The 24264-nt window shown below is 55.0% G+C and carries 21 protein-coding genes; 7 read left to right on the forward strand and 14 right to left on the reverse strand.

The features are described from left to right. Positions 1-33: 33 nt before the first annotated feature. The 4 genes from OLTU_RS03025 to lipA form a co-directional block, all read right to left on the reverse strand. On the reverse strand, positions 34-2343 hold the full coding sequence (locus tag OLTU_RS03025) for a tetratricopeptide repeat protein (protein WP_141731282.1): 2310 nt from the start codon (positions 2341-2343) through the stop codon (positions 34-36). A 194-nt stretch (positions 2344-2537) separates the two neighbouring features. Then, positions 2538-3245, reverse strand: a complete 708-nt coding sequence (locus OLTU_RS03030) for a hypothetical protein (RefSeq protein WP_141731283.1) — start codon at positions 3243-3245, stop codon at positions 2538-2540. Beyond that, on the reverse strand, positions 3173-4096 hold the full coding sequence (locus tag OLTU_RS03035) for a lysophospholipid acyltransferase family protein (protein WP_176736288.1): 924 nt from the start codon (positions 4094-4096) through the stop codon (positions 3173-3175). Before OLTU_RS03035 ends, OLTU_RS03030 begins: the two co-directional genes overlap by 73 nt. Then, positions 4093-5127, reverse strand: coding sequence for a lipoyl synthase (lipA, locus tag OLTU_RS03040; RefSeq protein WP_141731285.1), 1035 nt, complete (start codon positions 5125-5127; stop codon positions 4093-4095). Before lipA ends, OLTU_RS03035 begins: the two co-directional genes overlap by 4 nt. 49 nt (positions 5128-5176) lie before the next feature. Between lipA and OLTU_RS03045 the strand changes: the two genes are divergently transcribed. Continuing rightward, on the forward strand, positions 5177-6430 hold the full coding sequence (locus OLTU_RS03045) for a small ribosomal subunit Rsm22 family protein (protein ID WP_141731286.1): 1254 nt from the start codon (positions 5177-5179) through the stop codon (positions 6428-6430). Here OLTU_RS03045 and OLTU_RS03050 read toward each other — a convergent pair. Next, a complete protein-coding gene (locus tag OLTU_RS03050; RefSeq protein ID WP_176736289.1) occupies positions 6392-7336 on the reverse strand; it encodes an RluA family pseudouridine synthase in 945 nt (314 codons plus the stop codon). The two genes, OLTU_RS03045 and OLTU_RS03050, sit on opposite strands and share 39 nt — an antisense overlap. Before the next feature lie 132 nt (positions 7337-7468). Between OLTU_RS03050 and hrpB the strand changes: the two genes are divergently transcribed. From hrpB to OLTU_RS03065, 3 genes are all read left to right on the forward strand, one after another. Continuing rightward, positions 7469-10012: an ATP-dependent helicase HrpB gene (hrpB, locus tag OLTU_RS03055; RefSeq protein WP_141731288.1), complete on the forward strand. Its 2544-nt coding sequence runs from the start codon at positions 7469-7471 to the stop codon at positions 10010-10012. A gap of 229 nt (positions 10013-10241) precedes the next feature. Further along, positions 10242-12251, forward strand: coding sequence for a methionine--tRNA ligase (gene metG, locus OLTU_RS03060; RefSeq protein ID WP_141731289.1), 2010 nt, complete (start codon positions 10242-10244; stop codon positions 12249-12251). 15 nt (positions 12252-12266) lie between these two features. Continuing rightward, positions 12267-13079, forward strand: coding sequence for a TrmH family RNA methyltransferase (locus OLTU_RS03065; RefSeq protein WP_141731290.1), 813 nt, complete (start codon positions 12267-12269; stop codon positions 13077-13079). Between the two features lie 4 nt (positions 13080-13083). On the opposite strand, the gene OLTU_RS03070 is transcribed toward OLTU_RS03065, so the two are convergent. Next, positions 13084-14616 carry a S1 family peptidase gene (locus OLTU_RS03070; protein ID WP_176736290.1) on the reverse strand — a complete coding sequence of 511 codons (1533 nt, stop codon included), beginning with the start codon at positions 14614-14616 and terminating at the stop codon, positions 13084-13086. Between the two features lie 183 nt (positions 14617-14799). On the opposite strand from OLTU_RS03070, the gene OLTU_RS03075 reads away from it, so the two are divergent. Further along, entirely contained in the window at positions 14800-15405 is a 606-nt protein-coding gene (locus OLTU_RS03075; RefSeq protein WP_141731292.1) for a tRNA (adenine(22)-N(1))-methyltransferase TrmK, read from the forward strand. 36 nt (positions 15406-15441) lie between these two features. On the opposite strand, the gene OLTU_RS03080 is transcribed toward OLTU_RS03075, so the two are convergent. The 4 genes from OLTU_RS03080 to OLTU_RS03095 all read right to left on the reverse strand — a co-directional run bounded on the left by OLTU_RS03080 (position 15442) and on the right by OLTU_RS03095 (position 18685). Next, complete coding sequence (locus tag OLTU_RS03080) at positions 15442-15681, reverse strand: hypothetical protein (protein WP_141731293.1); 240 nt, start codon at positions 15679-15681, stop codon at positions 15442-15444. Between the two features lie 210 nt (positions 15682-15891). Next, positions 15892-17301 carry an aldehyde dehydrogenase gene (locus OLTU_RS03085; RefSeq protein WP_218109807.1) on the reverse strand — a complete coding sequence of 470 codons (1410 nt, stop codon included), beginning with the start codon at positions 17299-17301 and terminating at the stop codon, positions 15892-15894. Between the two features lie 87 nt (positions 17302-17388). Beyond that, positions 17389-18063 (reverse strand): PilZ domain-containing protein, encoded by a 675-nt coding sequence (locus tag OLTU_RS03090; RefSeq protein WP_218109808.1) that lies wholly within the window; start codon positions 18061-18063, stop codon positions 17389-17391. 373 nt (positions 18064-18436) lie between these two features. Beyond that, positions 18437-18685 carry a hypothetical protein gene (locus OLTU_RS03095; protein WP_141731295.1) on the reverse strand — a complete coding sequence of 83 codons (249 nt, stop codon included), beginning with the start codon at positions 18683-18685 and terminating at the stop codon, positions 18437-18439. Between the two features lie 203 nt (positions 18686-18888). Between OLTU_RS03095 and OLTU_RS03100 the strand changes: the two genes are divergently transcribed. Beyond that, entirely contained in the window at positions 18889-19383 is a 495-nt protein-coding gene (locus tag OLTU_RS03100) for a TrbJ/VirB5 family protein (RefSeq protein WP_141731296.1), read from the forward strand. Positions 19384-19420: 37 nt separating this feature from the next. Here the strand turns inward: OLTU_RS03100 and OLTU_RS03105 are convergent, their stop codons facing one another. From OLTU_RS03105 to OLTU_RS03120, 4 genes are all read right to left on the reverse strand, one after another. Further along, positions 19421-20464, reverse strand: a complete 1044-nt coding sequence (locus OLTU_RS03105; protein ID WP_141731297.1) for a vWA domain-containing protein — start codon at positions 20462-20464, stop codon at positions 19421-19423. A 134-nt stretch (positions 20465-20598) separates the two neighbouring features. Next, positions 20599-22056 carry a hypothetical protein gene (locus OLTU_RS03110; protein WP_141731298.1) on the reverse strand — a complete coding sequence of 486 codons (1458 nt, stop codon included), beginning with the start codon at positions 22054-22056 and terminating at the stop codon, positions 20599-20601. A gap of 75 nt (positions 22057-22131) precedes the next feature. After that, positions 22132-22611 (reverse strand): DUF333 domain-containing protein, encoded by a 480-nt coding sequence (locus tag OLTU_RS03115; RefSeq protein WP_141731299.1) that lies wholly within the window; start codon positions 22609-22611, stop codon positions 22132-22134. 173 nt (positions 22612-22784) lie between these two features. Continuing rightward, positions 22785-23666 carry a hypothetical protein gene (locus OLTU_RS03120; protein ID WP_141731300.1) on the reverse strand — a complete coding sequence of 294 codons (882 nt, stop codon included), beginning with the start codon at positions 23664-23666 and terminating at the stop codon, positions 22785-22787. A 258-nt stretch (positions 23667-23924) separates the two neighbouring features. On the opposite strand from OLTU_RS03120, the gene OLTU_RS33090 reads away from it, so the two are divergent. Continuing rightward, the gene (locus OLTU_RS33090; protein ID WP_141731301.1) at positions 23925-24260 is read left to right on the forward strand and encodes a helix-turn-helix domain-containing protein; all 336 of its coding nucleotides are present in this window, start codon (positions 23925-23927) and stop codon (positions 24258-24260) included. The last annotated feature ends 4 nt before the right edge of the window (positions 24261-24264 follow it).

The following is a 24264-nucleotide window of genomic DNA, read 5'->3' on the forward strand; positions in this document are numbered from 1 at the left end:
TAAGGCCTTGTGGAACACAAGGCCCAGGCCTGTTCAGTTGATCCCGCGGTAGGGCTCCTTATCGAAGTAATACCGCATGATTTCCTGCTTGATATTGTGGAAACGTAAATTTTCAATGCGATGGGTCAGGAGCGGTTTCCAGACTTCATTGGCCTGTTGCCAGGCGCCGTTGCGATATTTCACCAAACCACGGAGATAAATCACCTCAGGATCCTTATCACCTTCGTTGTCTTCCAGATACACTTCGGCCTGCCGCACTTTACCCAGTTTCAGGAGTCCATGGGCCAGCACCCGGAGCGGCCGCTTATCGTGGGTCAGTCCCAGATCCAAAGCGAGTTTTGCGTATTCCACGGCCTTTTCGAGCTGCACCCCTCGCCAGATATAACAGTCGGCCTGTTCAAGGTAGGCCTTGGCTCTTTGTTTATCTTTGAGAGAGGGAATCATGAGCATCTGATCAAACCATACGCTGGCCGTCTCGAGTTGCCAGAGTTCCTTGAACAGAACACCCAGCGACCAGTAGATTTCCGGACTATCAAAATTGGTATTGAGCAATTTCAAAAGGTCGTAAATCGCCTGGCGGGCATCATACGCTGAGGCAGCCTGCACGAGGCGCATCAGGACCAGATCCTGGCCGTCTCCATAGAGGAAACGCAGCTTTTCCCGGGCATAGACCAATGCGATCTGCCTGGTTCCTGCCAGGGCGCGGGTCTTGGCATCATACTCCTGCCAATTCAATTCCGATTCGTCACTCTCGGCGAGTTTCTTCAAGGTGGAATCGGTGACATCGAATTCCACCTTGCCATGGGCCAGCTCGGACAGGTTTCGGACCTGCAGCACCAGATAAGCGATATTCCAGGGGTCACGTTGCAAAACCTGATGCAGCTGATCCAGACTGTTTTGAAACTGGCCCTTGCGGAACTCATAGTTGGCGTGAAGCCAGTGCAGTTCGCAGAGTTCCTCCTCACTCATCCGATCGTTGCGGTTGACGTTTTCAAGGATGCGTTTGGCCTGATCAGGATCACCAAACTGCATGATGAAAGCCGCATATTTCAGAGTCGTGATACGGCTCTGGGAGTCGAGCTCATACATGCGATGGAAATGCTTCACCGCCTTGTCCTTGTTGCCAAGGCGCAGGTAAACTTCCGCCATGTGCCCCTGGACATCAGGATCCTCGGGAAATTTTGCCACCAGGGAATGGAGCAAACTGAGAAGTTCCACCTTGTCGGACGGTGAATCGAGCAGTTTTTTCAAACGCTCCTTGTTGATCAGATAGTCTTCGACATTGACCTTGGCCAGTCGCAGTTTGGAGACAAGCAGGCAAAAACGAATTTCCGGTTGATCGGGATGGGCGCGGTAGGCTTCCTGGAAGAGCTCATGAGCCAGCTCCACTTCCCCCATCGACAGGAACTGTCCGCCGATTTTTTGAATGACTTCCGGGCTGGCAGCTTCGGCCTTCAGGATTTTGCGATACATATCGAGCGAAAGATTGAATTCGCTGAACTCCTCAAGAACCTTGGCCGAGAAATAGAGGACGCCTTCGGACAGCATCTGATCTTCGAGGATGCGATGCGCCACGAGACGGGCCTGGGAACGGCGCTGCTCGGCGAGTGCGGAATCGCCACGCAGATCAGCGACCCGGGCTGTGGCCAGGCGTTCAAAGAGCTGAATTTCAGGCGGGCAGATGCCCTTGTTTTCCATCCACCATTCGGAAAGAGTTTGAATGGCCATCTCAGCCGCATCAAAGTCATTGCGATCCATAAATTCATTCGACAGACGGCGATGGGTATCAAAGTTCCCATAGACGTTGTAAGGGGCCATCTCTTCAAAGAGGAAGAAATACTGGTCGCCTTTTTTATCATCATGGGCCTGATAACAGATCTGACTCAGACCAAAGTATCCGGGATACCAGTTCGGATCGAGGTTCACGCACTGCTCGTAGTTGAAACGGCTGCGTTCCAGGTTATTCTCGATTTCCATGCAGAAGCCAATGCCATAGTAAATGGCAGGATGCGGGCCGATGGTGCGCAGGAGCGCCTGCAATCGGATCAGGGCTTCCTTATTTTCAATGAATTCGCCGTGCTGTTCGACAAAGATGAGCGCAATGCGCCAGGTCACGTTCTCAGGCTCCTTTTCCAGAGCCTCTTCGTAGACCTTGCGCAGATGAGCAAGGGTGTCGAGTTTGGTAGCGAGCTCGACCCGCCGCAGGTGCAGGAGGAGATCATCGCGCCAGGCCTCGCTGTTCACGAGATCTTCGATCATTCGCTCGGCCTTATCGTAAGCCTTCACAAATATATACTTGTTGGCTTCGTCGAGCTGGGGATTACTGGAATGCGATGGCGTCATACGGCTTACCTCACCCGCTTTCCAGGCTTATCGACTGCGGTTTTTGAAACTAAAACAGGCCGGACCAAATGGTCTTTACCATTGCGGCAAGATTCGTCAGGCGTCCAGACGTTTCAAGGACTTGGCAGTCCCTTTTCAAGGGAATTTCTGCCAAAACAGCAGGAAAAGGAAAAATTTTTGCGGGGCTTTCGCTTTTACGAAAAGACGAGGCGCAGAGTTTTGCGGTGCAGGATGATCCGAATGAGGAGCAGAAGGAGCCAAAGTCCGGAGACAATCCAGGCGCCTTTTACCGGCAGAATCGTCCGCTCCAGGAGCACGAGCACGGCCCAGCCGATCACGAAGCGGCCGAGGCGTCGCCGTACCGTGGTGTCCGAACCAAAGAGGCCGCTGCGCCAGGAAAAAGGCGCGGCTGTCGCCTCACGGCGATAGGGAAAAATCGTGGGGACCAGAGCCGGAACAAATTTTCCGTAACGGAAGGCTGCAAGATTTTGCCGACGCCGCTGCGCTTCCTCATGCGAAAGATCAAAGGTATAGAGCAGGGGCAGGATGCCCAGACTGAAGAGAAGTCCCGGGAAGGAGCGGGCTCCCAGACTGAAGCCGATGGCCAGGAGCCAGAGGCTGAGACGCAAAGGATGCCGCACAAAGCGAAAAGGTCCGATGACCGCATGCTCCTGCGCGTGGCTGGTGTAACCCTGCACCCAGAAGAGCAGAATCAACGCACAGCCCGAAATCGTGCCCCCAATCCAGAGCGAACGTTGATCGGGAAAGGCCGCAAGCAGCGTGATCATGAGAATCAAATCTTCGATGCAAAGGAAAGGCAGAGCCCTGCCTAAACGCTGCTGGGCGCGGAGGATGCGTTCGCGGAAGGAGGCACTGAAGGACGCCAGCGTTTGTAATTCCATAGCCACTGCTCAGGGTAGAGGCGGATCACGGTTTCGATGGAGGTCGCCATTTTTTGCGTCAGCTCAATTTCATCGGTCAGACCATGATCAGCAGGAACAATCAGCTTCTGCATTATTCTATATTGCAGGAGCCCGGTCCGCATACAAAAAACCGCGAGGATCGGGGAACCCAGTCGAATCGAAAGTTTGGCCGGACCGCTGACAAATTCGGTGGGCTGCTCAAAAAACTGAACCCGGGGCCCCACCCGTCCCTCCGGTTTCTGGTCCATCACAAAGCCAAGGCATTCGCCAGCTTTGAGAATTTTCAGCATATCCTTCAGAAGATTTTTGCTGTCCGTCCACAAAACGGCCGTATTCATGCGCTGCCGGAGATCATCCAGAATGCGGGTCAGCTCCGGGAGTTTGGACGGTTTGGCGAGGGCATTGAAACGGCGCCCGCTGGCCTTGGCCGTGTAACGCGCGACAAACTCCCAGTTGCCAAGGTGTGCGGTCACGATAATAAGACCCTTGCCCGCGGCCATCAGTTCGTGTGTGGTCCGGGCCAGTTCCTCGAGGCCTTCCACCTGGACCGGATCCTCTTTGGAGAAATTGGCCCGCAAGGTTTCCATCAGCACGCACCATTGCGAGCGAAAGACCTGCTGCTGAAAGGAATGGGAGAAGGAGCTGTGGCCCGGCAGACCATAAACGCGCTGCACATTGCTCACGATGAGGTTGCGATCCCGTTTCAAAAGTTTTGGCGCCAGGATTCCCACACCGTTCGCGAGCCAGGGAATCCAGCCTGGAGGGACGGAAGCGACGATACGCAGCACCGCTTTCAGGAAAACGGTGATCAGCCGGGAACGAACACTCACGCGCGCTCCGCTCTTTTTTGCAGAGCCTTGGCATAGAATTCACTGGCGCGATAGGACGAGCGCACCAGCGGGCCCGAGGCACAGGAAAGAAAGCCCAACTCATCGGCGATGGCAGCGAGTTCATCAAATCGTTGGGGTTCCACGAATTCCTTGATGGAAAGATGCTTCTTCGAAGGGCGCATGTACTGACCGATCGTGATGAAGTCCACCTGATGTTCACGCAGATCCTTGAGAGCCTGCACGACTTCATCCATGGTTTCACCGAGGCCGAGCATCAGGGCGCTCTTGGTGAACACAGGATAATCCGCCAGTTCCTTGACCCGGGCCAGAACCTGCAGCGACTGTCGATAGGACGCGCGGGCATCCCGCACTCTTGGGGTCAGACGCTCCACCGTTTCGATGTTGTGCGCGAAAACTTCCATTTTCGAACTCAGCACGACCTCAAGGGAACTGTCCCGCCCCTGGAAATCCCCGCCCAGAAATTCAAGCAGCGTTGCGGGTGACTTGTCGCGGATGGCATCGAACACCGATTTGATATGCGCCGCCCCACCATCCGGCAGATCATCACGGTCAACCATGGTCAGAACAGCATATTTCAGCCGCATCATGGCGACACTTTGAGCCGTCTTTTCCCCTTCATGTGGATCAAGCCAGCCATTGGGATTGCCCGTCTTGACATTGCAAAAACGGCAGCCGCGGGTGCAGGTGTCACCGAGGATCATGAAGGTTGCGGTATTGGTCGCCCAGCATTCATTGATATTCGGGCATTTGGCTTCTTCGCAGACCGTATAGAGGTTTTTCGAGCGCAGATCGCGCTTGATGTCGAAGAATATATCCCCCGTCGGGATCTTTGTTTTCAGCCATTCCGGCTTATTAATATGCAAGGGCGCTGGCTTTTGCACAGCATCAGCATTGTCAGTCACGGCATAACCCCTTGATCGATGGGCTGCGGGCAGCGTTGGCACGAACAGCCGCACATTAACATTGAAGACCCGCGATTGCCAGAGGAGGATGGTCGCCTTTTGGCTCATTCCATGTTAGAAGCTGTCCTCCCTGGTATTATCAAAGAGGATCTGTTTTATGGCAAAAATTTCCCGTCCCACAAGTCCGGATACGTTGCTGACCAGCAGGCGCAGCTATTCCATCTGGGCTGCTACGGTGGCCAGCCTTGCCAAGACTCCTCGCAACCTGGACCGTCCGCGCAAGGACGTTTCCGATCTGGATCTCGCCGCGGCTGTGATTCCCGAAATGCGTCGGGAACTCATTGAGCTTTGGGAAGCCTTTACGCTCAATCGGGCTGAAGTCTCACGTTACCTGATGGATCCCAAAAAGGAAGCGTTGACCTATCTTCTCGGTTTTCATCTCGCGAACCTTGCGCGTACGCAGGGCATGCTCAGGCGCGTCGAACATCGCATGGGTCTCATCAGCTGGCTGCGCGAGCAGAACCGGCCTCTTCATATCGAGGATCTGGGCTGCGGCACCGGTGCTTTGACGTTTGCGACTCTGGATCTTTTGTTCCGCGAGGAAAAGAAGCTCCCCTGTTCCGTTGAACTGGTCGATAAATCCAAGGCCTTTCTCGACGCCGCGGCGCATGGCCTGCAGCAGCTCGATCCCGCAGCGACGCTTGTCACACGGCAGCAACGTCTGGATGAGTATCTGGAGCGCGAACGCGGCAAGGCTGATGAAGCGAACGAAAATATCGTCTGGCATCAGCTCGGTTATGTCTGGAATGAAATCGCGCACAGCCCCAAGACGTCTCAGGCCATGCTGCGGCATCTAGGGCAGGGTCTCAAGCAGGGTCGGCGGCTGATCACCTTGATTGAACCCGCGACGCAGGATTTGGCGCGCGCCGCGCAACAGCTTCGCGACGAACTTTGCGCCATGGGCTATCAGGCGCTTTACCCGTGCCCGCATAGCGCCAACTGTCCGATGCTCGAACGCGCACGTGACTGGTGCTATAGCGAATGGGAATGGCAGCAGCCACCGCTTATGCCCAAGATCGATCGCATTCTGGGTATTGATCGGCACCGTCTGGGCGCTTCCGCCTATGTGTTTGTGAGTCCTGATATCGCGATGGCCTTGCGGACCTTGAAGAATACCGAAGGTCCGGACGCTGTGGTTGTCGGTCGACCTTTGGATGAAAAAGCCGCTCGCGGGTCACGCAAGTTCAATTATCTTCTGTGCACGGATGAGGGGCTGATCAAGGAACCGGTAGATGCCGGTCCCGAGCGTTTGCGTGGTGTGGTTTGGAAGCGGATGGAAAAACCGAAGGTGACGCCGGTCACGGCGCAAAAATCAAAGGCTGTCCGCAAGCCGCAGAAAACCCGCAAATGATTCCGGATAGGGTGCGGTCACTTCCACAGGGGCCGCATCCAGAGTCGGTTGAAAACGAATGCTGGCCGCATGCAACAGTTGATGCGAGGCGGCCTGCAGGAGTTCATCCGGCAGCTGATGGCGTTTGCCTTCCCCATAGACCTTGTCACCAATAATGGGATGACCGGCTTCATCGAGATGCACGCGGATCTGATGACTGCGTCCGGTAATGGGTCGGCAGTTGACCAGGGACACGCGCAGGTTCGGGTAGGCCTTGATCACTTCAAAATGGGTTTGCGAGGAGCGACCGCCCGATTTCACCACCTTGACCTTGCCGGTATTGGGTTGAATCGCGCTCAGCATGCATTTCACTTCAAAAGACTTTTCGATCACACCCCAGACCAGGGCATGATAGGTCTTTTGAATGGAATGCTGACGGAACTGATCGGTGAGAAAGGTCATCTTATCCTTATTGGTCGCGATGACGAGGGCACCGGTCGTGTCCTTGTCCAGACGATGGACCAGCTGCAGATCCATCTTCTTATGTCCCATTTCCCCGAGCAGTTTATCGAGCAAGGGAATCACATGCAGCACAGCCTGATCCCGGGTGGCCTGGGAAGGCAGACCCGCAGGCTTGTTGATGATGATGATATCGTGTTCGAAGTAAAGAATGTCCTCGGGCTTCAGGCTCAAGGCTTCCTTTTTACCGGGCTCGAAAAGTTTTTCGTTGTATTCGACATCGATGCGATCGCCCTTGCCCACGGTTTTCGAGGCAATGCGGACGCGCTTTTTATTCACATAGGCGCCACCCATATCGACAATGGCTTTGGCACGGCGGCGGGAAAGACCAGGGATCGACTCGGAAATGGCTGCATCAAGACGCATGCCGTTCAAACGGTAACTGACCTGAATGGAATGCCTTTCCATGAAACGCGGGCTCCTTGGTAATCCGGAATAAAGGGCAGCAAGTGTTAACATTCTGGCTGGGAATAGTCAAGTTTCTGGATTTCCAGGCGAACTTCCAGTAAAACCGGACCGATAACCTTAACTGAGACGGACATGTCTGCATTTCCCATCGACCCATTTCTCAATGATATCGCCGCCGCCCTGCAGAGGAATCCGGCCGTTCTCTTGAAAGCCGAGCCAGGGGCCGGGAAAACCACAAGGGTTCCCCAGGCTCTTCTGCAAAAGTTTCAACGCATCCTCGTGGTCCAGCCCAGGCGTCTGGCGGCAAAGCTGGCGGCCGAATGGGTGGCGGAACAGTCCGGCAGTCCCTGTGGGCAAACGGTCGGCTATCAGATTCGATTGGAAAATAAAAGCTCGCCGGCCACGCGGCTCCTGTTTGTGACGGAAGGGGTTTTGACCCGTAAACTTCTGCAGGATCCCGAGTTGCGGGACTTTGATGTTGTGGTCCTCGATGAGTTTCATGAGCGGCATATCCATACGGATATTGCGCTGGCTCTGTTGCGTGGTTTGCAATCACGTCGCTCTGATCTCCGACTGCTCATCATGTCAGCGACGCTCGATACGAGCATGCTGGAACAGTATCTGGATGGGGCTCAGGTCTTCAATGTTCCCGGGCGCACATATCCTGTGGCTTTGGACTATTTGCCCGGCGGCAGTCAAACGTCCCTGGAGGAGCAGGTTTTTCAAGCGACGGCGCGCATTCTGGACGATGAACGCTGCGGAGGCAATGTTCTGATTTTTTTGAGCGGCCTTGCCGAAATTCAGCGTTGCACGGAACGGCTTAAAAATGGGCTGGGCATGCGGGCGGATTGGATTCCTTTGACAGCTGATCTTGCGGGCAATTATCGGCTGCTGCTGCAAAATCCCGGAGTGCCGAAGGTGGTATTGGCGACCAACGTGGCTGAAACTTCGGTCACGCTCCCTGGCATTCGCGGGGTGATCGATACGGGCAAGGCGAAAATTTCCGGTTATGCCCCGTGGAGCGGTCTGCCAACTCTTGAAACCCAGAGGGTGAGCCAGGCGTCCTGCATTCAACGGATGGGACGCGCGGGCCGTATTGCGCCGGGCGTTTGCTATCGACTGTTCAGCGCGATGGATTTCAATGGGCGCCCGAAATTTACCGAGCCCGAAATCAAACGCATTGACCTTTGCCAGACGCTCCTGGAAATTCAGGCGATTCTTCCCCACGAGAAAAAAGCCTGGGAAACCCTGCCGTGGTTTGAGGCGCCGGATGAAGACATTCTGCAGCATAACCTTCAGCTTTTGACGTCCCTCGGCGCGTTGGATAAGGACGGCCAGCTGACGGCGGATGGTCGATTCATGGCGGAGTTTCCGCTGCATCCGCGCCTCGGTCGCATCATAATCGCTGGGAAAAACCAGGGGATTCCGGGTGCGGCATTGCTGGCGGCGCTTATGATCAGTGAGGGCATGCTGCTGCGTGGGGACGAAGCCGCGCGGGATCATTTGGAATGTGATGTCACGTATCAGATGGAGCTCTTTTTGCAATGCGTTCTGAAAAAACCAGTTGCCCGACGCGATCTGGATTTTGTGAAGATGCAGAGGCTCCGTCAGCTCTATGAAAATTTGCGGCGGAGCTGTGAAGCGGAGACTTTGCAGGAGCTGGGGCCTTTGGATGGTCCCAGCATCAGGCGGGCGATCTTTGCCGGATTTGCCGATCGGGTGGCGAAGTATCGACCGGCGGCGAGTCAGGCGGGGCATAGAAAGCAGCGGCATTTTAATTTCTGCCTGGGGCGTGGTGCGGTTCTGAATGAGTCGTCGGTGGTGCGGGATCGCGAGTGGCTGGTGGCCATCGACGCGCGGGAAACTCTGAGTGAAGAGGCGGATACGCAGCGCGGCCGTATCTTTGTGGCTTCGGCTGTGGAGACCGAGTGGTTGAAGGAGGATCCCTTTCATCTCGTGCAGAACGCGCTGGATATTCGACTGGATGAGAAGACCGGGCGGGCCCGCAAAGTGACGAGTTTGAATTACGGTCGGCTCGTGTTGGAAGAAGTGCTGGAGCAGGCGGATGCGGCCGCGATTGAGGAGCTGCTGCTGACGACGGTGAAACAGCGCTGGCCGGAGGCGTTTCCGGATCTGACGGAATTTCTTGCGTATCATAAGAAGGTGGAGCTTTTGGATCGGCATCAGTTCGCGCATAAATTGCCCCGGTTTGAAGGGGATATGCTGGATCTTTTGCTGGCGCATCTTTGCGAGGGGGCCCGGTCTTTGGCTGATGTGGCCAGTCGCAGCCTGCGACGGGCGATTGAGGAGCAGCTGGATTATGAGGATATTGTGCTCCTCCAGCGGCAGTGTCCGGATCAGATTACGATGAAAAATGGGAAAAAGTTTCGCATTCATTATGAGGATCCCGGGGAGCCCTGGATTGAGGGTCGCATTCAGGAATTTTTCGGACAGCCCGCCACGCCGCGGATTTGTTCGGACCGGGCGCCTCTATTGCTGAAGCTTCTGGCTCCCAGCCGACGTCCGGCGCAGATTACGCAGGATCTCGCTGGTTTTTGGCAGGGGAGTTATCATGAGGTGAAGAAGGAGCTGAAAAGGCGGTATCCCAAGCATGCCTGGCCGGAGGATCCGGTGAGTGAGAAGCCCGATGAGCGCCGACCGCGCCCATCATCCTAGCCCTCCTGCGGAAGGTAACGTTCTTTCTCTTAAGCCGGCCGCGCATCGACCTGGCCCTCCTGCGGAGGGTAACGTACTTTCCCGCATGCCGGCCGCGTGGACCCTTCGGCTGAGGACGAACCATGCGCAGGTGGGCCTGGCACTTCGCTTGATATTCCTCTATAGTAGCCGCCTGGCCGCAGGACTTGTGTGGCGATGTGGCATATATGCTGGAAGGAGAGGTTTCGAAATGTCCGGAAAACGCAAAATAGTTATCACAGCGGCGCTTCCCTACGCGAATGGCCCGGTTCATATCGGTCATTTGGTGGAACATTGCATGGTTGATTTCTGGGCGCGTTTTCAACGCATGCGGGGCCATGACTGCTATTACATCTGTGCCGATGACACTCACGGAACGCCGGTGATGGTCAACGCCCGCAAGCAGGGCGTGACGCCTGAGCAGCTGGTCGAGACTGCGCGTGTCGAACACGTGCGTGACCTTAACGGTTTTGAAATCGTCTACGACAACTATGGCTCGACCAACAGTCCCTCGAACAAGAGGATCTCGGATCGCATTTTCACGGCCTTGAAGGAAAAGGGTCATATTGAAACCAAAACCCTACAACAGGCCTACTGCGAATTCGATAAGATGTTCCTGCCGGACCGTTTTGTCAAAGGCACCTGCCCACGCTGCGGCGCACCGGATCAGTACGGCGACGGCTGTGAAAACTGCAGTGCGGTCTATGCAACCGAGGAACTGAAAAACCCGCGGTGCGTGCTCTGCGGTAATCCCCCTGTGCAGAAAGCCAGCGAGAACGTCTTTGTCAAACTCAACGACTTCAAAAGCTTTCTGAAGGAATGGGTGCCCGAACACACTGGCCCGGAAATCGCCAAGAAACTCAACGAGTGGCTGAAGGATGACCTGCAGTCCTGGTGCATTTCCCGCGATAAACCTTACTTCGGTTTCGAGATTCCCGGTTATCCCGACAAGTATTTTTACGTCTGGTTCGATGCACCCATCGGTTACCTGGCCTCGCTCGATGATTATGCGCGGGCGCGGGGCAAAACCTTTGAAGACTACTGGAACAGTCACGAAATTTTCCACTGCATTGGCAAGGACATCATCTATCATCACAGCCTCTTCTGGCCTGCGATGCTGAAAGCGGCCGGGCTGAATACACCGACCCAGGTGATGGTCCACGGCATGCTCCAGGTCAACGGCGCGAAGATGAGCAAGTCGCGCGGCACCAATATTTCGGCAGGGACTTACCTGAAGCACCTGGATCCGAACTATCTGCGCTATTACCTCGCCTGCAAAATGTCCTCGTCGATCGATGACTTCGATCTGAATTTTGAGGACTTTGTTTCACGCGTGAATTCGGACCTGATCGGCAAGATCACCAACGTGGCCTCGCGCGGGGCGCAGATGCTGCAAAAGCTGGGCGGGAAAATGGGCGAACTGTCCGAGGAAGGCCGGACGCTTGTGACCCAGGCCCAGGATTTGAGCGAGCAGATTGCCACCCATTATGAAGAACGCGATTTCGCCAAGGCCATCATCGCCATCCGCGGAATTGCGGATGAGGCGAACAAATATTTCGACAAGCATGAGCCATGGAAGCTTGTGAAAACCGATGCGGCGGCCACGATCGAGATCCTGACCGGGATCCTGAACCTGTTCCGTATCATGACGGTTTACCTGAAACCGGTTCTCCCCGGCTATGCCGCGAAAGTGGAACGCCTCTTCCAGGAGGACCCTTACACCTGGACCAGTGCCCAGCAGATTCTGGAATTCCACGAGATTTCCCCGTATGAGCATCTCGCCAAACGGGTGGAGATGGCTCAGGTTCAAAGCATGCTGGAGGAGGCCAAAGCCCTGGCCGCCGCTTCCATGGAAAAGACCGCCCCCTCCGGTGAGGCGGCATTAAACCTTGCACCCACCATTGGGATCGAGGATTTCCAAAAGATCGATCTGCGGGTCGTGAAAATCATCGACGCCAAACACGTGGAAGGGGCCGGCAAACTTTTGCAATTGACCCTGGACCTGGGCGGTGGCGTGACGCGGAATGTCTTTTCCGGCATTAAATCCACCTATAAGCCCGAGGAACTCGTCGGCAAACTCACGGTGATGGTGGCGAACCTGGCCCCAAGGAAGATGAAGTTCGGTGTGAGCGAAGGCATGGTCCTGGCCTCGGGAGATGGAGACAAACTGGCTCTGCTCTTCCCCGATAAAAACGCCGTTCCCGGCCAACGCATCAGCTGAACGGAAGGGTGAGCCATGGACCTGCGACGCTTTCTGGAGCTGAACGAAGCCATGGCTCTGCGCGAACTGCTCGATCAGATTCTGCGGGTCGAGGCCGCCTGGGATGATGAAGTCGGTCGGCATGAGGCCCTGCAAAAACTCTTTGAACTTCTGGATGGCGCAGCTTTGCATCGTGGTCCCACGCTGCGAAGCCTGGCCTCATTAAGACAACGCATTCCGGACAAGCCCACATTCCATCAGTTCATGAGCCTCGTCGTTCCCATCGAACGGCAGCACAGTCGTGCCATCGCCGATGGTGATTTTCCGGTGGCCAGCGAGGATCGCGCCGAACCCAGGGCGGCCCAACTTATGCCGCTTGTGCTGGTTCTGGATAATCTGCGATCCGCTTTCAATTTGGGCTCCATCTGGCGTTTGGCGGAATGCCTGGGCGTCAGTAAATTGCATCTGACCGGCTACACGGCGACACCGGATCAGGCCAAGGTCAGCCGTGCGTCCTTGGGAACGGAGCAGCTGGTGGAATGGGAATGGCATGCGCATCGTGAAGCCTGCCTCGAAACCTTGCGCAAGGAAGGTTATGCGCTCTATGCTTTGGAAACCAGCCCTTCAGCGGTGCGCCTTGAAGCCTTTGCCTTTCCGCAGCAGAAGACCGCTCTTCTGCTCGGCAATGAACGCTATGGTTTTGAATCCGATCTTCTGAAAACCTGCGATGCGGTGCTGGAAATCTCCTGCTGGGGGCGCAAGAATTCCCTGAATGTTGCGGTCGCCGCTGGCATCGCGGTTCATGAGATCCGGCGCCAGTGGCTGACCTCTGGATTTTTAAAGCCCTGAAACCTCATTTCACTTTTTCAACCGACTCCGTGGGCGTCGCGGAGCGTGCGATTGTGGAAAAGCCTTCCTGCCGATCCCCCGACGCGAGTATGGATCGCAGTTCAATGGCGATCTCACCCGGCTGCGGTCCACGCTTTTCCGCGAAATCCACGGTATTGGACGCCAGCTCCGCATAACCGGCACTGGCTTTCTGCAGTGCGCGCTCCAGGCGTTTGCTCAGATCATACTTTTCCCGGCTGGTTTCCGCGACCCGATCCGCATCACGCAAATCAAAAGTGGCGAGACTTTCCGCGCGCATCGCATCGAGGAGTTTATCAAACTGCTCCTGGGCATCGGCATCCAGATCCGCCCACTTATGATGCTTAAGACCCTGGCGATTGCCGATCCATATGCGCCCCATGATGCCAAAGTTGCTTTCATCGGAGCTGGGCAGATCCTCCATGACCAGCACGGGATAAACGCGGGTCGGGAAACTGCGATTGAGGAGTTCATAAACGAGCGTTCCATCCGTACGATAGCGGACGGCCGCTGTCATATTGCCAAAGGGAAAATACGGGGCCATGGAATTTTTCGCACCGTTCACCACGCGCAGACGGGACTTTTGATTCAGAGCCAGCTTGCTGGCCATGCGCGGCTGCGGCTTGCGTTTGAAGGTGGTCATGAGTTCCCGAATCTGGTCGATGCCGATCACCACATTCAAGGCGCTGCCCTCGGTATAACCTGCATGATAAACGCCGACCAGTTCGAATTCCCCGGTTTTGCAGGATACGGCAAATACCGGCGACCCTGAATTCCCGGGTGAAAGCAGGGCATCGATCACAAAATCAACGTGGTCCCACTCCTTGTATTCATCATGATCGTAGGCGGCAATCACCTTGCCGGCATTCGTGGCTTTGAACACACCCAAAGGAAAACCGCGCACGTCGACGACATTGCGCTCCTTCAGACCCGAACTGTGCCCAATCTTCCAGGGCAGGACCGGCAGATCCTCCTTGGTCTTCAGAATGGTGATATCGAGCTGGGGATCGGATACCACTCGCGTCAACTGAATATCATCACGATCAAAACTGTCGCTTTCATCATCCACAATCTTCACCGAATCCGACACGCGTTTGCAGCCGGCCGGCACATCGTCAGCTGGATTCTGCTCGTCGGTGACCACGGGCCAGTCGGCGACGTGCTCGTTGGTCATGATATAGGTTTCCCCGCCCTGGGTCCTGTAGGCGAAGGCTGTCCCGTGACCCACGACCTTGCGTTTTTTCCGGCGCAAATTCCCATCGGGTCCATAGGAAGGGCATTCATAGGTCGCCAGGGTGCGAATGCAAAAGGTATAGGACGGCAGCCGTTGCTCCAATTCCCGCGCCTTGGGGTTCAGGGCCGAGAGATCATCCGCATATTCATTGGTGCAGTATGGCCCCGGCGCCAGGGCCCCTTCCGGCTTAACCGCGGCCTTCGACTGCAGGCCTTCGACCGCAGCCAGGGAAAGACCGGGAATGAGAAAAGACAGAACACAGACCCATTGCCCATATGTTGACATGTTTTTCTCCTCGCGCATGGCATCATCGAGTCGCTCAGCGATGACTTTCCTTTATACCACAGCCGGAGACCCAAGGCTGGCTTCGTTGGTCGAGCCTTGCCAATTGGACTTGGTTTCCCGGCCTTGTCAAAGTCATGAAAAGCGGCTAGACAGGGAGTTCTCCGCCGTTGAGGAACTGTACCCATGAGTGATCGTATTCGCCGTCTCGCCTCGTTTGTGCGTCCGCACAGCGTTCTTTATGATCTTTGCTGTGATCATGGTTATATTGGGTTGACTGCCTGGGATCAAAAGCCTCTGGCCGGTCTGGTCTTCGTGGATCAAAGCCCCAATGCTTTGCGCGCGGTTCATGAGGCGTTGAAGGCGCGCGCACTCACCGATGATCCACGCGTCCAGGTGATCAACGGTCCTGCGGAAAAAATCAAACTGGATGCAAGGCCGAGCGATCTGGTGATGGCTGGCGTGGGCATACGCACGATCGTAACCATCATCCGCGCGCTGTTTTCTGAGGGCCTCGGTCCCCATCGTCTGATCATCTGTCCGGAAAAAAACTCACTCGAACTGCGAAGTTTTTTGCTGACACAGACCCTGGGTCTGGTGGCTGAGGATGTGGTGATGGAAGCGGAGCGCTTTCGCGAGATCATCGTTCTGGAAGAAAAGGGTGGACCCATTCACCTTTTGGGTGAAGGTTACGCGAATCGACAGGATCCTCACGTCCAGAATTTCGTCGTATCGCTGCGTGCCTGGTACGCGGCGGTTACGAAAAACAGAGAAGCCCGTCCAGCCCCTTGAAGCGGGGCCTTACCGTAATTTATTCTGCGCCATCGCTCATTCCGCCGGCGCTTCAGAAGCCTTGTTTCCATCCTTGGAGGTGTCGAACGCATCATAGACCTGCGAGTTCAGGCCACCGACATAGCTCATCGATCGGGTGATGCCAATGATGGCACCCAAAATGATAATCACGGCCAGACCCATGGCGATCAACCCGCGGCGACGTCCCGCGGCCCCAAAATGCTTCTCGTAACGGTCATCGTTCAGATCGGCTGACGGTTTGGATTCGGGTTGCATACGCAAGCCCTCCCAAAAAATGTTGTTGGTTCCCGTACTCTGTATCGGTGATGAATATGCAGAAAGTGAAGAAACGCTATTTTTTGGTAAAATTTCGGAGGGATAAGCGGGGTAATTTCCCGTCACGGGCTTATGCAAAAAAGTTCAGCCATAACCGGGACTCATGAGCGAGCCCCAGGCCATGCTGTAAAATCAAGGGGTTGGAATTGGCTACTTGAGGAGCAGACGGAGGATCTTTTCCTTGGAAGGAATCCAGGGAAAGTAACGCACCGGCAGATCCAGGCCGGTTCCATTCACCAGCACAGCTTTCCTGTGAGAGAAGGCATCAAAGGAATACTTCCCGTGATAGGCGCCGGTGCCACTGGCTCCCACCCCACCAAAGGGCAGCTTGGGATTGGCCAGATGCATAAGCGTATCGTTGATGCAGCCGCCGCCAAAGCTCACCGACCTGATGATGTTCTGATGTTCCCGCTTGTCGCCCGAGAAAAGATAGAGGGCGAGCGGTTTTTCAAAGCCCTGAATATATTTTTTCGCGTGCTCCAAATCCTTGACCGGAATGATCGGCAGAACGGGACCGAAAATTTCCTCCTGCATGACCGGATCATGCACCTGAACACCGGTCATGAGCGTCGGTTCAATCAGCAGCTGACCGGCATCCATGCGCCCCCCGAAGTTGACCTTGCCGGGTTCGATCAGGCGGGTGAGGCGCTGGAAATGGCGTTCATTGATGATGCGAGGCAGCTGTTCATTCCTCAAAGGATCGCTGCCAAAACGCAGGGTAATTTCCCGGCGCAGAGCTTCGATCAGGGCATCATGAATCGCGTCCTCCACCAGGACATAATCAGGGGCCACACAGGTCTGTCCGGCATTCAGGAATTTGCCGAAGACGATCCGCCGCGCGGCGACGTCCAAATTTGCATTCCGGGTGACCAGGCAGGGACTTTTGCCGCCCAGCTCCAGCGTGCAAGGGGTCAGGTGTTTGGCTGCCGCCGCGGCCACCACCTTGCCGATGGCCGTGCTCCCGGTGAAGAAAATATGATCCCAGCGTTCGTCGAGGAGCTGCTGGCTGAGCTTCACCCCGCCGTTCATCACGTGGATGAATTCCGGAGCGAAGCTTTCATTGATCATTTTTTCCAGAACGGCTGCCGTATGAGGAGCCAGCTCGGAAGGCTTGATAACGGCCACATTACCCGCGGCGATCGCCCCAATCAAAGGGGTGATGCAGAGCTGGTAAGGATAATTCCAGGGACTGATGATCAGCGTCCGTCCCAAAGGCTCAGACACAATGTGACTCCGGGCCGGCCAGACCGCCAAGGGAGATCCAACCCGCTGGGGCTTCATCCAGCGTTTCAGATGCTTCAGGGCATCCGAAATCTCCGCATAAGTAATCCCGATTTCGGCCAGGAAGGATTCCGTTTCGTGTTTACGCAGATCGTGGGCCAGAGCGTCCAGTATGGCTTTTTCATACTTTTGAGCCACCTGCAAAAGCTTCTGCAATTGCGCGTGTCGGAACTCATAGGAGCGCGTGGCACCCGATTGAAAATACTGGTCCTGACGCTTGATGAGTTCATCCAGCGTGAGGGTTGTGTCTGTGGTCGTGGCAGGGAGGGCGTGTGACATACGGTACTCGTTCTCTCATGAATGTCGGTCGTCCAAAGGGTCGAGCGGCCCCCACTCTAGCATGTACACGCCGGATCGAAAAGTGCCTTAAATCGGCATGGGAATGTTCAAAGCCCGGAAAACTTGCCTGTTCTTGCGATGTTCGGTGTCTTCAATAAAAGAGAAGTACAGCTCCCGATCCTCGGCATGGATGTCGCAGATAGTGATGCCGTATCGTTTCAACTTCTTCTCAAAGTCGACTTCACAGCGGATCACCTTGCCGAGGCAGCGGATCGCCTGATCTTCGACGAAGAGCGTCAGTTCCAAAAGGGTCGACTCATGGAAGGGCACCCTGAACCCAGGAGGGCTTGCCAGAAGAAAGCCGGTCTTCGATACGTTGATCGTTTTCAAATGATAGGGTTCTTCCGACCCAAAGGTACGAGCTTCCACGCGCGTGGGTATTTCCGTATTAAAACGGGCAAAACGCACATGATACTGATGTCGATTGCTAAAGGACACCTTGCGTTGCGAGGATTCCGGCAGTATGCGTTCGAAATTGACCTCCGGATCGGTGGTGATCAAACGAAAACGCTTGTAACCGGGCGGCAGATTTTTCTTGGGCACGATCTGATGCACGATCAGCGGAATCCGCTGATTGTCCCGATATTCGACCGTGACCATGGTGCCGACTTCGAGCGGATCGCTGGAGATGATGCCAATATTGTGATGCGAGACTTCATAGAGGGCGTAGTCGACAGACTTCTCCCAGCCTGCAACTGACATCAGGCCGAAACCGATACTTTGTTGGGCGATTGCCTGGTCCAATACCTGTTCTTCTCCGATGAGTGCCGTGGCCGCCATAACTCTGTCTCCAAGACGAAATACCTCACGTTAAGACTATCGGCCGGGCTCTTGAGGAATTGAACGATTTTTATAGCCTATGAAAAGAACAGGATCATTTTTTAAGCACAACGGAACTTTGCCCAGCATTTTCTGCGGTCAACCGTCACGACCTTGGTGTCAATCCTTACGTTTGGAAAAAATAAAAGACCGGGGAGGGGACTAAGTCCCCTCCTTGTCTCGGTCCCATGACAGATCGAATGTTTTTAAGGACAGAGTGCCCATACAAGCCTGGATGACTGTATAGGTCCAGTCATCAGCGGTTCCTGGATTGATTACCCTTGGTACCAAGGTCCGGCTGCCCCGATTCGTTCATCTTGTCGGAGAAACGCTGCGGATCATTGCCGGCATTGGACTGGGGTGGGTTGCCTTTGCCAGGCTGCATTTTAGTGCGGCCCGTGTCCTCGTCATAACGCCCTGAGCCTTTTCCCGACTTCTCTTCGGAAAGGGGCTTCGAATGCTGACTCGATTTATCGCGCTGCGGCGTGTCATTTCCGGTACCCATGAATCACCTCTCATCCGTTTTGCATGTGTTCTGACTGCGTCCGCAAGTTGCGGACAGTTTTTGACTTCATAAATCGTACCAATCCATAGTGGGCAAATTTTCTGATGGCCTGCGGTCCTGGTCCGCCTGGTTTTGATCTTAGTGGACCCCGCCCGCATTTTGGATTAGAGAGTCCTTGGTTATCGCGAAAAGGAGAAAACAATATGATGAAGTATGCAGGCTACACTCTTGCCGCCATGTTGCTGATCAGTACCACAGCAGAAGCCCGTTACGTAGGACCTTTGCTTGTCAAGGAAGCCAGCACAGGCTTTGTCATGGCTGAGTATGCCAAGACCCAAAAGTGCGAGATCTTTGCTCAGAAGACCGTCCTGACCACGAACTTCGGCGGCGGCGGTCAGCTGATGAGCGTGGAAACAAAGAATCAAACTCTGAGTGGTGGATACATGCAGCTGATCGAGAAAGCCCAGCAAACCAAACTGGTCGCTCAGTCAGGTGCTGTGGACGGTCCTTCGGTCCGATATTATGCTTATAGGATCAACCCCAATGACTCCGTCACCCGCGTCCTGCTCTACGATGAAAACGGGGGCACGGGCGTCATTCAAAACAATCCGTCTTCCGAAGCCTTGATTTTGAGAAATGTGATCGAGTCCCTGTGCCCGAACACTCTGCAGGGCATCGGCCCCGCCCCGGTGGACTGAGGCCGGATCCAGGACGGCTCCGGCCGTCCGACTGGTTTTAATAAAGGTTCAAATTCGCATCGAACTCACGCATGAGCTTGCCGTCGAGATCGCCTACCAGACTGTTGGATGAACAGAGACGATGATAGACCAGAGCCGTGAGGTTCTGAATCGGAGCCTGGGCACAGGTCACCGTTACGGAACAGTCCTGGTAGCGGGCCAGCAGCGAGGTTTGGAGGTAATCATTCTCCACGCGATCGACCCGCTTGAGATCATTGTCACCGGTGTGTACGATCAAGGCAAAGGCCGCGGCATCCACGCAGGTGGACTGGGAATCCTTAACGAATTTCACGGTTTGAAAGCTGTTCATCGGCAATTCAGGCACGGGAAATTGCGTGGGCGGCGTGCTGTCCTGATCGTTGACCACCGTCACGGTTCCGCCCGTTTCCCGGGCCAGTTCGATCAGAAATTGGAACGTGGCTGCCCGGGGAATTTCCTGCTGGGGAATCGCATCGGGTTCCTGGGTGCGGATATTCTCGCCCGTAAAGATTGCAGCATTATAAATGATGCGAGGCGTTTCATTCTTGAATTTGGCCTTGATGTAATCCTGCCAGCCGGCCGCGAGGTTTGGACCGCAGTCCCGGAATGAGCTGGAATTTTCCTCTCCATCCGTGATCCCAAAAACGATCAGATTGGAATCCAATCCAGCCGTCAGGGTTCGCATGCCATTGGCTGCCGAGCACATGGCATCGGCGAGTGCGGTGCTGCTCTGTTCGCAGTCCTCGCTGGCGAGTTGGTCGATGGCCGCCAGCACCTGGGTTCTGTCCTTGTTGAAGCCCTGTGTCAACGATTGCTGTCCACCCTGACTGCCAAACAGTTCGAGGTTGATGTAAACCGTGCCTTCCGCCGCGTAGCGTTCATACAGTTTATTCAGAGTCTGGCGGGTGAAAGCCTTGGAAAACGCGCAGCGGGTTTTGCCATCCACGCGCTGGGTGTGCATGGAGGCACTGCGATCCATGATGAAAGTAATGTAGGAGTCCTTGGCCAGGGCGTGGCCCTCAAGGAAAGCAGCCGCAAGCAAAGTCGTGATGATCAGCTTCATGGCGATATCCTCTTTGATTTTGCTCGCAGTGAAGCATGAGGCCTGAAGTGAAGTCAACTTCTGCCTGGACCTTCCCTAACCTTATGTAATCCATTGCAATTAGAAAAACGGCTGCTCATCGCAGCCGTGTGGGTTTAGAACATTTTAAGGAGAAGATTCGGGCGTTTCACCATACCCATCAGAGTCGCGATGCGAATCATGGGATCCAGGGCAAAGGCGCGCGAATAGATGCCGCCATGCACCTGCTTTGTGAACAGCGCACTGATATCGCCTTCCGGGTTCTCCTTGGAATTGAGGAGGTCATGAAGAATCAGAAGCGTGCCCAAAGCCTGGGTGGTGGGCACTTCGAAAATCTCGACGCCAAAGGTCGGCGCTCCGAGGAAGGCGGCCTGAAAAACAGGATGATTCAGGGAGCGGGTTTTGGTGATTCCGGCCACGTTGGAGGAAACACGCACGGGCCTGGGTGGACCTTTCAGATCAACACCCTGAGTGGCAAAGACCTCAGCCGCCAGGATCTTGGAAATATACTGAGCCGCCTGGTAGCTGACGCCCTGCAGAGGAACGATCGCGCGCGCCACCGGGATGCCGTTCACGTCGAAACTCACGCTTTGTTTCAGCTGTCCCACGCCCTTGAGCAGTGCCTGCCAAAAGGGAGGATTGTTCTTCAGAGTATGCGCACTCGATACATCCTCGGGCTGGATGACGGCCGCTGAGGTCGGGGAAATCAGCATGGAAACGGAGGCGACGCAGGCCGGCGGCAGGCTCATGAGAATGGCATTCATGGTGGCAGCCAGGCGCCATTCCTGGCTGGCACCTGCGGCATAGGCAAACATTCCGATGTGCACGGCTTCGCCCTCCGCGAAGGCTTCGATACTCGCGCGAATTTTATGCGGCTGGAGAAGGATATTGTTGGCATCGGCGCAGTACGACAGCGAGCCCGCATATTTATGTGCTTCCGCAAGAATGCCATCGGGAGCTTTAATATCAATCCACAGAACCGAGGCGCCAGCGGCCAGTAAAATTTTGGTCGGCGCGAGTTCAGCCGAGGCCCCCAGGATGACGAATTTTTTGCCCGTCAGATCGATTTTTCCATCCTGAGCACTCGCGTAGTTTGCCAGCCAGGCGAGGGCCCGCGCCGCACGATTGGTCATCTTGCTTTCGCTGAGGAGTTTCTGGCCCAGGTAATTCAGCGAAGGGCCCGTGTAAGTAATCCCACGGAAAGGCACGGCGGGGATGAAACCGGCCTTTCCCGAAAAGGTCGTCGTTTCAAATTTGATGGGATCGGAACCCTGGGCCATGAAATCCTGAAAGAGCCCTTGAAAGTGCCCGTCATCAAACGTCAACTGCTCATGCGTGCGCTGTACCATGTAACGGGCGATCTCTGAGCGCTTGCGTGACGCGACGCGAAAGCTTTCGAATTGAACGACCGTTTCACCAAAGTTTTTCTTGAAGGATGATTCGCTGGGTAAAACAAAATTCCTGAACTCCTCCGGAAATGCTGTCGCGGCATCACTCATGATGTTGCGGAAGAATGTAGAACCTGTCTGGCCAGCCGGTAAACTGACTCCATCAGCGGATTGCTTCTTTCCCATCTCAACCTGTCCTCTTCAATTAAAGTATCTGACCCCTTTGAAAATGGCAGGCTTTGCTCAGGCCTGCCAGTTCTTTTATTGCAACACTTTGGACAGGCTCTGATGAATGTCCGGTCCTCTGAAGAGCGTCCACTCTTCAATCTGCGATCCATCGGGGAACCCGCAGACGCCCGACTCATCGCCGCTGCTTTCGATGATGATCGTGCGGATTCCACCGAGCTGCTCGCAGTATTGCAGGGCGGGATGTCCCACGGGGCCCTCGGGCGCCTGGTACGCAACGTGATCAAAATAGGCTTTCACGGCGAGGGAAGGGGCTGCGCCTTCCTGCTTGTGACGGAAGAGTGTCCATTCTTCAATTAACCCATTCAGGTAAACATCATCGTTGAAGGCGCAGAGACTGATGGCTCCCCCATCTTCTCTTACATACGATTGAAGTGTGCCCCCAAGATCAATACAGAGTGTCGATGCAGGATTCGGCACCCCAACTCCGGCCAGGGCTACCTGTTGGTATGAGGAAAGCGCAGCAAAGAAAACGATTGGCAAAAACTTTTTCATAAAGCCTCCTAACGTTGGCAATCAATAAGTCTATACGCAAGGAGTTTTCAATAGCATGCATAGAGCGCCTTGAAAAGTGGAATGACCAGGAAACGGGGCGGGTTATTGTTTGTGAGTATCTCTACTGATGCTACGACGGACGCACAGCATATTCGGGCCGTGCGTCCTGCTTTTTATGCAAAAAATGCTCGACTGCGCACCTCATCGGGAAGGCTCATGTAATCAAAATGATCGAAGGCATGGATCGTATTTTTGTCCCAGCCCAGTGCCCGAAATTCAGGCGTGTGGCCGGATGTTCCCTCGGCAATATGAGCAGCCACAGAGTGGGCAAACTTGAGTCCTGATGATCCAACCATTATACGATTGAATGCGACATGTCCCACCTCATCGATCAGAATTTCGATCAGGCGTTGCTCCAAAGAATCGCGAAGCTCCGGTTCATCACGGAAGACCTCACCGATCCGATTCAGAAGCCACTGAAAGGCAAAGACCCCGGAAAATTCGGAGCCGAGCAGGATGGGATGAAACATGGTCCTGGGCGAGTGGGCCAGCACATTGATGAGCAGTTTGAGAGGCACTGGGGGTTTCCATGCACCCACCGGTTCCGGGAGATCGAATTGGCGCGCAGCACCCAGCAGTATTTTGGTGTGATAGATCTCTTCGTGGGTCAGAACGCGTTCCACCTGATCGGCGATGTCCGACGTTTCGGGCCGGGCGTGACGCGACCTGCTGATGACCTCAACGCCATAGGCTTCTCCTGCATTCACCTTGGTGAAAGCCAGCAAAGCTATGGCTTTCTTGGACAGAGGATCACCGGGATTGAAGCGCACGTAGTTGCGCTCAAAGGATTCCTGAGGAACTTCACCGCGATGGCGAACCGATGTCGCTGCCGCTGACTCCAGCCAGGCTTCCCGATTCACAAAGCCTGTTTCAGGGTCGGTGCCGCCGTTGCGTTGTTCAAGAAAGCGGGCATACTCGTGAAGAATCGCATCGCGCTGGCCCACATCCGGTGGGGAGTAAAAACTTCTGGTTCCTTTGAGGCCTGTGCTTGTCATAAGTCATCCTCCAGTTTCGGAGATACATGAAGATATCCTAGGCGAGGATGATGAGGAGAGGATGAAGAGCCAGCTGATGCAGAGAACGCAGGGTGATGCCAAAAAGCGATGTCCTGTTCTCTCGACACCCATCTCCTGGCATGTGTGGAATTCAAGGGCCTGCGCATACTTCAATGCACGTTGGTTTTTCATTGTGTGATACTTCGGAGTGAAGTATAGACGGTGAAGCATTCCATTGTACTTCGACAAGGGAGCTCTATGGCGCGGCGTGCCGGAAAACGAAGGCTAACACGCTCGCTAACGGATCATCCCAAAGGGTCCGGGCTAGCTTCGGTAGGTAAGACACTCCGGGAAGTACGTGAACGGGAAGGTGCCACTCTAAGCGAATTCGCAGCCTTGCTGAAGATTTCTTCAGCCAATCTATGTGACCTTGAATCGGGTCGCAGAGTTCCGAGACCGCGACGCATTGTTGAAATCGCCTTGGCTCTTGGCCTTGATGAAGAGGCTTTCCTGGAGCTGGCCCTTGAGCAGCTTCTCCGGCGGGAGAGGCTGGCCTACAAAGTCAAGATAATGTCAGACGTAGTGGAAGAGTAGGAAA

The sequence above is a fragment of the Oligoflexus tunisiensis genome (assembly GCF_001748245.1).
GTDB classification, from domain to species: domain Bacteria; phylum Bdellovibrionota_B; class Oligoflexia; order Oligoflexales; family Oligoflexaceae; genus Oligoflexus; species Oligoflexus tunisiensis.

What these genes read in the sequence shown, in the direction of transcription:
- OLTU_RS03030 (WP_141731283.1), bottom strand. Translation starts at nt 3,245, where the DNA reads ATGGAATTACAAACGCTGGCGTCCTTCAGTGCCTCCTTCCGCGAACGC.
- OLTU_RS03075 (WP_141731292.1), top strand. Translation starts at nt 14,800, where the DNA reads ATGAGTGATCGTATTCGCCGTCTCGCCTCGTTTGTGCGTCCGCACAGC.
- OLTU_RS03065 (WP_141731290.1), top strand. Translation starts at nt 12,267, where the DNA reads ATGGACCTGCGACGCTTTCTGGAGCTGAACGAAGCCATGGCTCTGCGC.
- OLTU_RS03105 (WP_141731297.1), bottom strand. Translation starts at nt 20,464, where the DNA reads ATGAAGCTGATCATCACGACTTTGCTTGCGGCTGCTTTCCTTGAGGGC.
- hrpB (WP_141731288.1), top strand. Translation starts at nt 7,469, where the DNA reads ATGTCTGCATTTCCCATCGACCCATTTCTCAATGATATCGCCGCCGCC.
- OLTU_RS33090 (WP_141731301.1), top strand. Translation starts at nt 23,925, where the DNA reads ATGGCGCGGCGTGCCGGAAAACGAAGGCTAACACGCTCGCTAACGGAT.
- OLTU_RS03050 (WP_176736289.1), bottom strand. Translation starts at nt 7,336, where the DNA reads ATGGAAAGGCATTCCATTCAGGTCAGTTACCGTTTGAACGGCATGCGT.
- OLTU_RS03080 (WP_141731293.1), bottom strand. Translation starts at nt 15,681, where the DNA reads ATGCAACCCGAATCCAAACCGTCAGCCGATCTGAACGATGACCGTTAC.
- OLTU_RS03095 (WP_141731295.1), bottom strand. Translation starts at nt 18,685, where the DNA reads ATGGGTACCGGAAATGACACGCCGCAGCGCGATAAATCGAGTCAGCAT.
- OLTU_RS03045 (WP_141731286.1), top strand. Translation starts at nt 5,177, where the DNA reads ATGGCAAAAATTTCCCGTCCCACAAGTCCGGATACGTTGCTGACCAGC.
- OLTU_RS03100 (WP_141731296.1), top strand. Translation starts at nt 18,889, where the DNA reads ATGATGAAGTATGCAGGCTACACTCTTGCCGCCATGTTGCTGATCAGT.
- OLTU_RS03090 (WP_218109808.1), bottom strand. Translation starts at nt 18,063, where the DNA reads ATGTCAGTTGCAGGCTGGGAGAAGTCTGTCGACTACGCCCTCTATGAA.
- OLTU_RS03085 (WP_218109807.1), bottom strand. Translation starts at nt 17,301, where the DNA reads ATGTCACACGCCCTCCCTGCCACGACCACAGACACAACCCTCACGCTG.
- OLTU_RS03115 (WP_141731299.1), bottom strand. Translation starts at nt 22,611, where the DNA reads ATGAAAAAGTTTTTGCCAATCGTTTTCTTTGCTGCGCTTTCCTCATAC.
- OLTU_RS03025 (WP_141731282.1), bottom strand. Translation starts at nt 2,343, where the DNA reads ATGACGCCATCGCATTCCAGTAATCCCCAGCTCGACGAAGCCAACAAG.
- metG (WP_141731289.1), top strand. Translation starts at nt 10,242, where the DNA reads ATGTCCGGAAAACGCAAAATAGTTATCACAGCGGCGCTTCCCTACGCG.
- OLTU_RS03070 (WP_176736290.1), bottom strand. Translation starts at nt 14,616, where the DNA reads ATGTCAACATATGGGCAATGGGTCTGTGTTCTGTCTTTTCTCATTCCC.
- OLTU_RS03110 (WP_141731298.1), bottom strand. Translation starts at nt 22,056, where the DNA reads ATGGGAAAGAAGCAATCCGCTGATGGAGTCAGTTTACCGGCTGGCCAG.
- OLTU_RS03120 (WP_141731300.1), bottom strand. Translation starts at nt 23,666, where the DNA reads ATGACAAGCACAGGCCTCAAAGGAACCAGAAGTTTTTACTCCCCACCG.
- lipA (WP_141731285.1), bottom strand. Translation starts at nt 5,127, where the DNA reads ATGAGCCAAAAGGCGACCATCCTCCTCTGGCAATCGCGGGTCTTCAAT.